General features: G+C 33.9%; 11 protein-coding genes. 3 read left to right on the top strand and 8 right to left on the bottom strand.

The features are described from left to right. The first annotated feature begins 71 nt into the window (after positions 1-71). The gene (locus L0669_RS09290) at positions 72-701 is read left to right on the top strand and encodes a response regulator transcription factor (RefSeq protein ID WP_026730588.1); all 630 of its coding nucleotides are present in this window, start codon (positions 72-74) and stop codon (positions 699-701) included. Here L0669_RS09290 and dnaG read toward each other — a convergent pair. The 8 genes from dnaG to rlmN all read right to left on the bottom strand — a co-directional run bounded on the left by dnaG (position 698) and on the right by rlmN (position 10,620). After that, on the bottom strand, positions 698-2,761 hold the full coding sequence (dnaG, locus tag L0669_RS09285; RefSeq protein WP_263762976.1) for a DNA primase: 2,064 nt from the start codon (positions 2,759-2,761) through the stop codon (positions 698-700). The two genes, L0669_RS09290 and dnaG, sit on opposite strands and share 4 nt — an antisense overlap. Before the next feature lie 127 nt (positions 2,762-2,888). Further along, the gene (locus tag L0669_RS09280; protein WP_263762973.1) at positions 2,889-3,941 is read right to left on the bottom strand and encodes a hypothetical protein; all 1,053 of its coding nucleotides are present in this window, start codon (positions 3,939-3,941) and stop codon (positions 2,889-2,891) included. Positions 3,942-4,035: 94 nt separating this feature from the next. Then, positions 4,036-4,752 carry a hypothetical protein gene (locus L0669_RS09275; RefSeq protein WP_263762971.1) on the bottom strand — a complete coding sequence of 239 codons (717 nt, stop codon included), beginning with the start codon at positions 4,750-4,752 and terminating at the stop codon, positions 4,036-4,038. Then, positions 4,739-5,299, bottom strand: coding sequence for an RNA polymerase sigma factor (locus tag L0669_RS09270; protein ID WP_263762970.1), 561 nt, complete (start codon positions 5,297-5,299; stop codon positions 4,739-4,741). Before L0669_RS09270 ends, L0669_RS09275 begins: the two co-directional genes overlap by 14 nt. Before the next feature lie 326 nt (positions 5,300-5,625). Then, entirely contained in the window at positions 5,626-7,542 is a 1,917-nt protein-coding gene (locus L0669_RS09265) for a DUF2207 domain-containing protein (protein ID WP_263762968.1), read from the bottom strand. Between the two features lie 12 nt (positions 7,543-7,554). Further along, positions 7,555-8,109 (bottom strand): LemA family protein, encoded by a 555-nt coding sequence (locus L0669_RS09260; RefSeq protein ID WP_263762966.1) that lies wholly within the window; start codon positions 8,107-8,109, stop codon positions 7,555-7,557. A gap of 60 nt (positions 8,110-8,169) precedes the next feature. Continuing rightward, positions 8,170-9,147, bottom strand: a complete 978-nt coding sequence (locus L0669_RS09255) for a polyprenyl synthetase family protein (protein ID WP_173972099.1) — start codon at positions 9,145-9,147, stop codon at positions 8,170-8,172. Between the two features lie 420 nt (positions 9,148-9,567). Next, positions 9,568-10,620 (bottom strand): dual-specificity RNA methyltransferase RlmN, encoded by a 1,053-nt coding sequence (gene rlmN / locus L0669_RS09250; RefSeq protein ID WP_173972100.1) that lies wholly within the window; start codon positions 10,618-10,620, stop codon positions 9,568-9,570. A 319-nt stretch (positions 10,621-10,939) separates the two neighbouring features. Between rlmN and L0669_RS09245 the strand changes: the two genes are divergently transcribed. Further along, a complete protein-coding gene (locus L0669_RS09245; protein ID WP_263762964.1) occupies positions 10,940-11,500 on the top strand; it encodes a YceI family protein in 561 nt (186 codons plus the stop codon). A gap of 212 nt (positions 11,501-11,712) precedes the next feature. Beyond that, the gene (locus L0669_RS09240; RefSeq protein ID WP_173972102.1) at positions 11,713-12,279 is read left to right on the top strand and encodes a YceI family protein; all 567 of its coding nucleotides are present in this window, start codon (positions 11,713-11,715) and stop codon (positions 12,277-12,279) included. Positions 12,280-12,286: the final 7 nt, after the last annotated feature.

Genomic DNA, 12,286 nt, shown 5'->3' with positions numbered 1-12,286 from the left:
ATTAATTACAGAATTTATTTATTAATTTTACAGTTCCAAAAACATGAACAATTCTAAAAAAGGTAAAAATTATGATTAAAGTATGTCTTGCAGACAATCATCCTGTGACTCACTTTGGCGTTAAGTCTTATTTTAAAGACCACGATCAAATTTCAATTGTTGCCAACGTAGGCAATTTTTCAATGGTTAGAGATATCCTTCAAACGAAGGAGATTGACATCCTAATTCTCGATCTTGAACTTGAAGGCCTTTCAAGTATCTTCGAAGTAAAATCGATCCTGAAAAATTTCCCAAAAACAAAAATTGTAATTTTTAGTGACCTCGCTGAACAAATGTATGCTCCAAATGCAATCAAAGCAGGAGTTTCCGGGTATGTACACAAAACAGAAAAACTTGAAACTTTAGGTCTTTCTATTATTAAAGTACACGAAGGAAAAATTATCATCAACGAAACTGTACGTAAAAACATGGCTCTTATTGCTAAACAAAGCAAAAGCGAACGTTTGTACAGAAAACTTTCAAATCGCGAGATCGAAGTTTTACGTTACTTAAGTGATGGTAAGAAAAACAATGAAATCTCTAAAATCTTAAACCTGAACGAAAAAACGATCAGTACTTACAAATTGAGATTACTAACTAAATTGAATGTTACTAATTTAGTTGACTTAGTAAACAAAGCTAAGACTTTAGAAATTATTTAATGGTATCTCGACATTACTCGACCTAGTTTTTTCGAGAATGCATTAACTAATTTCGAGTAATCGACAACCATAGACAAAAGCTCTGTATTATCTGAATTATCAGGTTTTATAGAGCTTTTTAATTCTTCGATGATTTTGCCCACCAAAAACCAACGCATAGACATAATTGTTTCTGTCACATATTGCGCAATGGTTTCGTGTTTCATTTTCGAGAAAATATTCTGCCCTTCCCAATCGTGAAGCGTCAATCGCTCATCTTCCATTAAAATATCCGTAACTTCCTGAGCAAAATCTGGTTGTAAACGCATTAAATATTGCTCTAAACTGAATTTCTCATTTTGATTATAAAATGCAATTAAGTCAGTAAAAATATCACGGAACAAACTATTAGAAAGTTCTACCTCATCTTCCTGTAAACTCAAATAAATACGCTGGTACACTTTGTATGCTCTCATTTCTGAAACCATTACCACTTCACCTTCGTCATTATTCTTTAAATGTACATCTTCAAATTCTTCGGTATTATTTCCGTAAAGCAATAAAATCTCAATTACTTTTCGTTCTAAACGATACAAAATATCTACTTTTTCTGTAGGCTCCCCTACCGGATATCCCGGTTCGCCCGGATAGTCTTCCGGCGGTCCAAATCTTGGATCTTCGGGATCTCCTCCTGAATATCCTGCTTGTGGAGGGGGTTGATTTCTAAAAACTTCAAAAGGTTTTTGTTCCTGTTTTTGTTTTTTAGCCACATCAGCCATATCTTTTTGAATCAGCTGAGCCAAAGTACTCACTAATACCTGCTCAGAGATATCCATGATCCTGGCACATTCCTGAGTATAAATTTCACGCTGAATACGATCCGGTATTTTCGAAATACTCACGACCATATCCCGAATCAAATCGGCTTTTTTTATAGGATCGTTTTTAGCCTCTTTCATTAAAAGAGACGCTTTAAACTGTATAAAATCTTTACTGTTTTCTTCTAAATAAGCAACAAGATCGTCATGCGAAGTTTTTCGGGCAAAACTATCCGGATCTTCTCCGTCAGGAAAAGCACAAACTCTTACATTCATTCCTTCTTCAAGAATCAAATCGATTCCTCGAACAGACGCGCGCAATCCGGCAGCATCTCCGTCAAAAAGAACGGTAATATTTCTTGTTAGCCGATTGATCAAACGAATCTGATCTGGCGTTAAAGCGGTTCCTGATGAAGCCACAACGTTCTCGATACCAGCCTGATTAAACTGAATAACATCTGTATAACCTTCAACCAGATAACAATTGTTTTGTTTGGCTATAGATTGTTTGGCCTGAAAAATACCATAAAGCACTTTACTTTTATGGTAAATATCACTTTCCGGCGAGTTCAGGTACTTCGCCGCTTTTTTATCATTGGTTAAAATACGTCCTCCAAAACCTAAAACACGTCCGGACATACTTTCTATCGGGAACATTACACGGCCTTTAAAACGGTCGAAAGGGCGATCCTCTCTTGGTATTGTTAAACCGGTACTTTCCAGAAATTCCAGTTTATATCCTTTACCTAAAGCTTCTTTGGTTAAAGCATCCCAGGTTTCAGGCGAATATCCCAAACTAAACTTTTTGATGGTTTCATTGGTAAAACCTCTTTCTTTAAAATAAGAAAGTCCAATTGCTTTTCCTTCTTCTGAATTTAAAAGTGTTTTACTAAAATAATCTTTTGCAAATTCTGAAACCAAATACATACTTTCACGAACATCTGTCATTGCTTTTTCAGCATCTGTTTGTTCGGTTTCTTCTATTTCAATATTATATTTTCTGGCAAGATATCGAATGGCTTCCGGATAGGTAAATTGCGAATGCTCCATCAAAAACTTGACAGAGTTCCCTCCTTTTCCTGTACTAAAATCTTTCCAGATCCCTTTTGCAGGCGACACCATGAACGATGGAGAGCGCTCATCCGAGAACGGACTTAGCCCTTTATAGTTACTCCCGGCACGTTTTAAGTTAACATAATCACCAATAACCTCCTCTACACGAGCAGTTTCAAAAACAGAATCAATAGTAGCTTGTGAAATCAAAACGTAAAATATTTTTAAAAATTTGAAGTCTGTAAAAGTACACAAATGAATCTTGAAATTTCGCGATTTAACATAAAAAAAGCACCTCTTTCAAGGTGCCTATTTACTAACTAATTAAACTGCATTCTTAATTCAAATCAACTCTTATTCCTAGCGAAATATTATTTTCTTTCACTAAATTATCCTGAAAAAGCGGATTTAAATCATATTTTGCATACAAACTAAATGCTCTGTAACCAATGTAAGAACTTAGCCCGTAGATAAAATTATTAACATTATAATCTCCTTTTATTGTTGTTTTATAATCTAAATCATCCTGGTCAAATTTTAGGATTTGTTTCGATTTTACATTAATTCCTGCGTAACCTCCAATCCCGAAACGGAAACTTCTATGGGTTCTAAAATATGTTTTTCCATTACTTACCTGAGGTCTCGAAAAATCGAATTCTAAATGCAATGGCAGCACTATATAAACATTTCTAAAACGAGATTCATCAAGATTTACAGGATTGGTTTCTAAAATTGTCTGGTTTCCATTTACCACAAAACTTCTGTTGTCTGTTGGACGAATGTTATTGTACATTAACGAAAGTCCGTATTTGGCATGTAATAAATTGTCATTTTTCATTAATCTGCTATTATAGGTAAAACCCCATTCGTAGAAATGCGAACCAATGAAACTGTAATTAGAATCCTGAAGTTTACCATCGACCATCATATTATTCAAACCCATTGCAAACACAAATTGCGACGTTGTTCTTTTTTCTCCACGAATCGAATCCCTTCCTTTTTTACCCTCTCTCCATATTTCATCATTCCAACGAATGACCAGGCTATGCTTCATGATAGAATCTCCCTCTTTGATTTTTCCGTCAACTTTTTGTTGCACCAAATCATTAAGTTCATTTTGTGCCAATGTTACTTTTTCCTCAATAATGGTAGCTCTGGCTTCTGCCAATTCTTTCTTGCGCTTGTCTGCTTGCTCCTGAGTAATTTTTCCTTCAGACAATTGTACGTTTACAGCTTCTACTTCTTCTTTTAAGGCTGCTTTTTCTTCTTTGGTAACCTTTTCTATTTTATTGGCAATTTTCTTTGCTTTTGATTCAAAGGTTTCCTGTCCCAGCACCTTAGTAACAAATAAGAAAATAAGGGCAACGAGATAAAGTGTCAAATTTTTCATGATTGATTGATTTTTTTTAAATTGATTGTGATTGATGATGATTTAATTATTAATTGTGAATTGTAAATTATTAATTGATATTGCCATTAAAAAATTATTCTTGTTGATTTCGATTCGCCAAAGCCACTTTTACCGTTTGGTAATTTTTATTGACTTTTGTAATCATTTTTTCTCTAAACGAAAGCTCTAATTCGCCGTCGACCTGATTGAGTAAATCATTAGCATTGATTTTTACTTTTGATTTTGGTTTTGCCGAATTTTCTGCTACAACAGTTTTTTCGGCTGATTCTAATAATTGGTCTACTGTTTCTTTTTTAGAAGTTTCAACAGCTAAAGACTGATTATTAACAGATTGTTTTGGTTGATTGTTTTTGATGATGATTGAAGACTCCGCTATTTGATTTGATTTAGTTTTAAGGGTTTTATTTGGTTTTACATTTAGATTTTTTTCTTCTTTTACTGAATTCTGATTTGATGTTTTTTCTGAAACTGCTACTTCTGTCTTTACAGAATTTATTATATCTAAATCTGGTTTTACAACAGTATCTTTTTGTAGATTTTCTTTGATGACTACATTATTTTTTGGCGCTTCAACAACACTTTGTTTCTGATTAAAAAAGAATGTTCCCACTAATAAAAAACCCACAATACTTGCAGCGATGTACATCCATCGTTTTTTGTTTTTAGGCTGCTTTTTTTCTTCGGCAACACTTAACATTGCGTCTAATCGATCCCAGGCTTTGTCACTTGGTTCAATCTTGCGTTGATTTAGTTTTTCACGGAAATCCTTTTCAAAATTATTCGGTTCCATTATCTTGTTTTTTTAAAATAATAATCTGTGTTTGCAGCATCTTTCTGGCATGCGATAATTGCGATTTTGATGTTCCTTCACTAATCCCTAACATCTTTGCAATTTCATTGTGTTTGTATCCTTCTATGGCGTATAAATTGAAAATCATTTTATATCCGTCCGGCAAAGCATCTATTAAAAACTGAATCTGATCGATCGAAAACTGACTATCAGTTGCATTAAAACTTTCTTCGACATACATTTCATCTTCAACAAATTTTACTTTTTTCTGTACTCTTAAATATGATATACATTCGTTAACCATAATTCGGCGAATCCAGCCTTCAAAACTTCCTTTATTTTCAAATTTATTTAAGTTGGTAAACACTTTCATAAACGCTGTTATCATTACATCTTCTGCCAATTGAATGTCTTTTATATATTGTCGGCAAACGCTTAACATTTTTGAGGAAAACCGACTATAAATTTGCTGTTGTGCTTGTCGATTATTTTCGACAGCCAACTTTATAATTTCGGTTTCATCTTGATGTAACTGGATAATTTTCATTAATAAGCTTTTCGGTTTTTTTGGTTTAGCAATAGTCTTCTATTAGCATAGACGAGTTAAGTTTTAAAATGGTTGCATGAGGGTGAAAAAATTTCAAAAAAATCCCGAAGCTTCGGGACCAAATTCCAAAACATTTCAAAAAAAAGCACTGTAATACAGAGCATTATCTAATTAACAAATTTTCTAATTCTCTAATTATTTTTCTCCGCTCAGGCAAGATAATCTAAATCATACCCAATCAAAAATAAAAAAACCTTGTACTATTATAAATAATACAAGGTTTCGTTAATAAGATATTTTCTAAGACAGCTGCTGGTTTGTAAATTCTACCAACCGCCGCCTCCACCGCCTCCGCCTCCGCCTCCGGAGCTTCCGCCACCAGAACTTCCGCTACTCCAGCTTCCACTGCTTCCGCTGGAACTAGATGAAGATCCTCCTGATGATGAAGGCGGATTTGGGTTAACCGCTGCACTGTTTACTGAATTTCCAAAACTGGACAGAAACATTGCCGGTTGCATATAAAACGTGTCTTGTCCCTGATACCAGGCAGGATCATATTTGGCCAATTCTAAAATTTCTGCAAATTGTTTTCCCCATTCTATCTCAACTCCCAATGCAATCGCATACGGAAATAATTTCTCGAACAATTGCGGAGTCAGTTCAGGAGGATTGAGCATGTTCATTCGGTCTTTTTCTGCCGTTTGCATATAAAGCTTAAATCCTTCTAATCGATGCAATGCGTCTGCACCTTTTGGGGTAAACTTTCCTAAAGTTCTTGCATAAATAATATACATCAGGAAAACAGCCCCAATAACAATTAGTTGTATCGTATTTGAATAAGGAATCGAAACAAAAAATATAAATAACGCCATTGGTAAAATAAAAAAAGCCAGAATAGCTCTTAAAATAAGCATACCAGTACCTATATTATCTTTTGTAAACCAATAGGTTAATCCTGAAACTGCAATGATTAGTCCTGTATAAAAAGGATAACTAATAAATCCGCTATTATTAGAAAGCAACTCATAAGTAAGTCCCGCAATTAGAAAAATAGCAAAACCAATCCATTTTTTTGAGGTATTGTTTTGATAAAACTCTTCCAGCTTTACTTGTTTGGTTACAGTATTAAGCCATTTAGAATATGCTTTTTCGAAAATCTTATAGTTAGAGTCGGATACTTTTATTTTATCCTTTTTGGTAAAACCGCTTACTATATCAGATTCTTCAGTGCTTAATTTTTGCGATTGTCTGTTTAAAACCTCGATCTCATAAGTATGTTTGTTTTTAAACATACCATTTTCTACCGTAGACAAAATTCTAATTGCGCCTTTTACCGAAGCATTTATCACAGAGGCCATATAGGCTTTACGCGTAATTTTTCTGTCGTATACATATCCTACAATTGCAGGAGACCAATCAAAAGGCGGAATAAATTCCGGCATCAACGTTTTCTTAACGGGATCTTTGCCGTATTTTTTCCAGCTAAAAAAGAAGAAAAGTGACATTCCTATTCCGTAAATAACAGACCACAAGTTTACTTTTATTTGCTTATAAAATGAGCTTGCTTCCTGCAAAAAAGTAGGCGGATCAACAATTCCTTTAGGAAATGATGCAGCAACCGTTAAACCTTCATAGTTTTTAAGTTCTACAGTGGCAAAACTGGCAACGGTTTGATCCGTTTTTAAAGAATTTACACAATCTGATGCTTTAGATCCTGATACTCCGGTATAACAATGTAAATTTTCGAATTTATAACCAGACGGAAGGGTGATTTCGCAGGTTGCTTTATCGATAGGCAAATTCCATCCGTTTCCGGTTACATTCCAATACAACTCATCATATTGGTCAAAATATCCTATCTGAAAAGGAACGGTATAAGTAATTTGATAATCGTATATTCCTCTTTCGAGATCGATATCTTTATTTCCTATATAGATTTTCCAGTCACCGGATTCTTCTTTCGTAAAATAATTTTCTGTGGCGCCATCTTTTTTTACAGAATGTATGGTGTATTTAACATCGATTTGATTACCGTCTTTATCTCGTCTGCTTAATGGCAGAACTCTTAAAAGACCGTGTCTAAAATCACGACCTTCGGCATTTATTGTAATGTTTTCGGTTACATTTATATTACCTGATTTTTCTATTTGAATTTTTACATCAAAATTTAAAATTCTTTCCTGGGCCTGAACCTGATAGAAAACAATAGAAAAAAGAACAAAGAATATTTTTCTTAGCAGCATATTATAATACAATTAAAACTGAACTTTAGGTGTTTCTCTCTGCTTTTCATCTTCTATTTCAAGGAAGTTTCTCTTTGGAAAACCAAAAGAATTAGCCACAATATTACCCGGAAAAGATTCTACGGCAATATTGTAATCTCTTACTGTTGCATTATAATATCGTTTTGATCTTTCTACTTCGGTTTCGATTTCGCTCAATTCTTCCTGCAAACTCAAAAAGTTTGTATTGGCTTTTAGGTCAGGATAATTTTCTGCCAAAGCAAAAATAGTTCCTACTGCATTACCCAATTTCTTGTCGAATGCTAATTTTTCATCTGCAGTACCGGCATTTAGTGCTTGATTACGCAGGCTTACAATATTGGCAAGGGTTTCTTTTTCGTGGGTTAAATATCCTTTAACGGTTTCAACCAGATTGGGAATTAAATCAAATCGTTTTTTAAGAATAACATCGATTCCGCTTAACGCTTCTTCAAGCATATTGCGTTTAGACACAAAGCCATTGTAAAGTCCTATAAGATAAATAGCTAAAAGGACTACAAGCGAAAGTATTATGAGTAGAATAACCATATTTCATTATTAAATTAAAACCGAATTTAACAATAAAAATATTAAGAATAGAGTGTGCGATTATTTTTTTCTCTCAATAACGTAGTTTACCATCAAAATAAGAGCATCTTTGAACTCTGAATCCTGGAAGTTTTCCAGTAATGAAAGCGCTTCTTGCTGAAATTGCACCATTTTATTTTCGGCGTAAGCCAAACCATTATTATTTTTTACAAAGGCAATTACTTCTTTAACGCGTTTTTTGTCTTTGTTATGGTTTTTGATAGAGTTTATCAGCCATTTTTTTTCCTGCGGAGTACAAGTATTCAAAACATGAATTAAAGGCAATGTCATTTTTTGCTCTTTAATATCGATTCCGGTTGGTTTACCTATGGCTTCTTCGCTATAATCGAATAAATCGTCTTTGATCTGAAACGCCATTCCGATAAGCTCTCCAAACTTTCTCATGTTCTCAACCTGGGCATCATCTTCGATTACCGATTTTGCTCCAAGCGCACAACATGCTGCAATAAGTGTCGCTGTTTTTTTTCGGATGATTTCATAGTAAACATCCTCAGTAATATCTAATCTTCGGGCTTTTTCTATCTGAAGTAGTTCTCCTTCGCTCATTTCGCGAACGGCAACAGAAATGATTCTTAGTAAATCGAAATCGCCATTATCTATAGAAAGCAATAATCCTTTTGATAAAAGATAATCTCCTACCAAAACGGCAATTTTATTTTTCCAAAGGGCATTTATGGAGAAAAATCCGCGGCGACGATTACTGTCATCTACAACATCATCATGTACCAAAGTTGCAGTATGAATAAGCTCAATTACAGATGCACCACGATACGTTCGTTCGTTTACAGTGCCTCCTGAAACCATTTTTGCCGTTAAAAAAACAAACATCGGACGCATTTGTTTTCCTTTTCGGTTTACAATATAATAGGTAATACGGTTCAGTAAAGCCACCTTTGAAGTCATCGATTCATGGAACTTTTTTTCGAAAAGTTCCATCTCGTTAAAGATGGGCTGTTTTATTTGAGAAGTAATATTCATTTCGTTCCCAAATATACTATTTTTAATAAAAAAACGTTGTGTATTTTAGGTTAGTATATCAACAATTTATAGAAAAATTAAGAAAACACACTCAAAGTATTCTCTATTAAGAGTCTAATCTAACTTCGTCACTAAAATCAGGAAAACAACTTTGTATTAAATTCTTTTTAAAAATAAGAATCCTTTTTGCCCAAAAAAAGCATTAAGAACAAGAATCAATCTCGTTTTTAATGCTTTTCGTAGTTTGTGGTCATTATAATGTAGTCCCTACGGGACATATTCGCTTTCGTATGTTTATTTTTATCTACCAATATTTAATTCCTAACGGAATGTATCTCGGAGAGATTAAATGTTGGTAGACAAACAAATTCACAGCCTCTATTTTTTGTCCCATAGGGACTATATGAATATTAGTTTTATTTAATCAACCGATCCCTCTTTGTTTGCTAATTGTCCGCAAGCAGCATCAATATCTTTTCCTCGGCTGCGACGTACTTTACAAACTACTCCAATATTCTCTAAAGCTTTTATGTAAGCTAGAATAGATTCTTCTGAAGCTTGCTGAAATTCTCCATCATCGATTGGGTTGTATTCGATTAAATTAACCTTACATGGCACATATTTACAGAATTTCACCAAAGCATCAATCGAAGCTTTATCATCGTTGATTCCTTTCCATACTACATATTCGTATGAAATCTTATTTTTTGTTTTTCTGTACCAATATTCCAATGCTTCTCTTAAATCTGCCAGCGGGAAGTTTTTGCTAAAAGGCATGATTCGCGCACGAACTTCATCAATCGCAGAATGCAAAGAAACCGCCAATTTGAATTTTACATCATCATCGGCCATTTTCTTGATCATTTTTGGAATTCCTGAAGTCGAAACCATAATACGTTTTGGCGACATTCCTAAACCTTCCGGCGACGTAATCATATCAATAGCTTTAATGACATTATTATAATTCATTAAAGGTTCTCCCATTCCCATAAAAACGATATTCGAAAGCGGATGATTGTGATACAAGCGACTTTCTTTATCTATTGCAATAACCTGATCGTAGATTTCTCCGGCTTCAAGATTTCGCATTCTTTTTAAACGTGCGGTTGCACAAAAATTACAATCTAAACTACAACCCACCTGACTTGAAACACAAGCTGTTGTTCTGGTTTCCGTTGGAATCAAAACAGATTCAACTACCAGGCCGTCATGTAAACGAACAGCATTTTTTACTGTTCCGTCGCTACTGCGCTGCATGGTATCAACCTTGATATGATTGATAACAAAATTATCTTCGAGCATAGAACGCGTTGTTTTGGCAACGTTCGTCATATCCTCAAAACTATGTGCTCCTTTGCTCCATAACCATTCATAGACTTGATTTCCGCGAAAAGCTTTGTCATTATTAGCGACAAAAAAATCGCGTAACTGATCTTTTGATAAGGCTCGTATGTCTTTTTTCTCAATTTGCATGGTGCAAATTTAAGTATTTGTTCATTTCTAATGGTATAAAGTGCACTACAATCTTAAAAAATGATTCAATTAAAAAAAATTACAATTTAAATAATTAAGGATTTTGCGACCCTTGTAAGGTTTTATTTCTTAAAATAAAAAATGAAAACGTTATAGCTATAAATAAGATTTTAATAAAATTTTAACAATGATTTTTATCATGCCATTTACTGTGTATACATAATACATTTGATCCAAGAAATAATACCAATTATTAGTCTATAAAACTAAAGGAGCAGAAAACTTCCTTCATTTGAATATTAACTAATGCACCATCAAAATGAAAACAATTAAACCAATTTTATTAACAGTACTATTTACCACATTATCATTATGTGCAAATGCACAAAAAAACTATACAGTTAATACAAGATCAACTTTTGAGGTTGCCGGAACTTCTACAGTACATGATTGGGTAATGAGATCTACAGAAGGAACTGGTACTGCAAATCTAACCGTTAAGGATTCTAAACTAGCCGGCTTAAATAGTTTAACGATTACATTATTAGCCGAAAGCTTAAAAAGCAGCAAAACAAGTATGGATAAGGTAGCGTACGAAGCCTTAAACACAGAAACGAACCAAACTATTGAATACGTTTTAAAATCGGCCGAAAAAATAAACGAAACAACATGGAATCTTACCGGTATTTATACCATAGCAGGTGTTAGCAAAGAGTACAATACTCAGGTAAGAGTAACGGCTGATAACGGAACTTTTACCATACAGGGTTCGAATCAAATTACTTTTGGTGATTTTGAAATGACACCGCCAAAAGCCGCTCTGGGAGTTGTAAAAACAGGAAAAGACTTAACCGTTATCTTCAACATTATTCTAAGCTAAGCGCAACTGGTTTTTTAAGAAAAAAAAACTAAAATCTATTACAATACATTCTTAACTATCTCTCTAGCCGTAAAGGCTATAGGCTAAATATTGCCCCTTTTTTCCCCAGAAAATGCTCTTAACATATAGCCTACTCACCAAAAGTTAAGAGCATTAAAACAAAATTGAAAACAACTAAAAAAAGATCATAACATTTTAAACAACAAACCATTATGAAAACAGCAAAAATAAAATTACTAGCCTTTGTTATTTCCTTTTTAGGAATAACATCACTCGCAACTGCTCAAAAAAGTTATACGCTTGACAGCAAATCTACATTTTCAGTTTCAGGTACATCTACTCTGCATGACTGGGAAATGAAATCAGCTTCAGGAACCGGAACTGCAACTCTTACTATTGCAAATTCTAAATTAACAGATATCGAAGCTTTATCAATAACTCTTGCAGCAGAAACTATAAAAAGCGAGAAAAAAAGTATGGACAAAGTAGCTTATGAAACTTTGAAAACAGACAAAAATAAAAACATCAAATATGTTCTTAAATCTGCCGAAAAAGTAAACGAAACTACTTGGGAATTAACCGGAACTTATACTATCGCCGGAGTTAGTAAAGTAATCAAAACAACGGTAAAAACAACCGTAACTGCAAACGGATTAAATCTTCAGGGATCTAATAAAATCACTTTTACTGATTTTGGAATGAAGTCTCCAACTGCAATGCTGGGAACTATTAAAACCGGACAGGATTTAACACTAAAATTTAACTTAAACTTTAATTAATAAACGC

This window comes from Flavobacterium bizetiae (genome assembly GCF_024271895.1).
Lineage (GTDB): Bacteria > Bacteroidota > Bacteroidia > Flavobacteriales > Flavobacteriaceae > Flavobacterium > Flavobacterium bizetiae.
Note: the sequence above shows the minus strand (reverse complement) of the source record. Positions and strands in the feature narration are given on the sequence as shown.